Below are 374 nucleotides of genomic sequence, written 5' to 3'. Positions count from 1 at the left end.
GCACTGTGATTACTGCAAACTATAAACTGTAAATAGTCTCATAGCTCAGCTGGTTAGAGCGCTACACTGATAATGTAGAGGTCGGCAGTTCGAGTCTGCCTGAGACTACGAGCATGGTTGCGAATCGGATGCGAGAGGTATTTGATTGGTGGCTAGATTAAAAAGCGGTACGCCTTTTAGGGGTTCAGATCCCTGGGGTAGTGTTGCGATGTTCTTTAAAATTTGTATTGGAAATTCTGGAAGTTGAGCAATCATTGACTGCCGGCTGGCACTTAAGTAACTGCCGACTGACAGAGATGGGGAATTAGCTCAGCTGGCTAGAGCGCCTGCCTTGCACGCAGGAGGTCACCGGTTCGACTCCGGTATTCTCCACG

General features: G+C 48.7%; 2 tRNA genes. Both read left to right on the top strand.

Features of this window, described 5'->3' with window-relative positions:
- The first annotated feature begins 34 nt into the window (after positions 1-34).
- Positions 35-108, top strand: a tRNA-Ile gene (locus QU605_RS15380).
- 190 nt (positions 109-298) lie between these two features.
- Positions 299-372 (top strand) — tRNA-Ala (locus QU605_RS15375).
- Positions 373-374 lie beyond the last annotated feature (2 nt).

This window comes from Robiginitalea aurantiaca, assembly GCF_030380815.1.
In the GTDB taxonomy this organism is placed as follows: Bacteria; Bacteroidota; Bacteroidia; order Flavobacteriales; family Flavobacteriaceae; genus Robiginitalea; species Robiginitalea aurantiaca.
The sequence above is the reverse complement of the archived record's forward strand: the minus strand, read 5'-3'. Positions and strand labels throughout refer to the sequence as shown.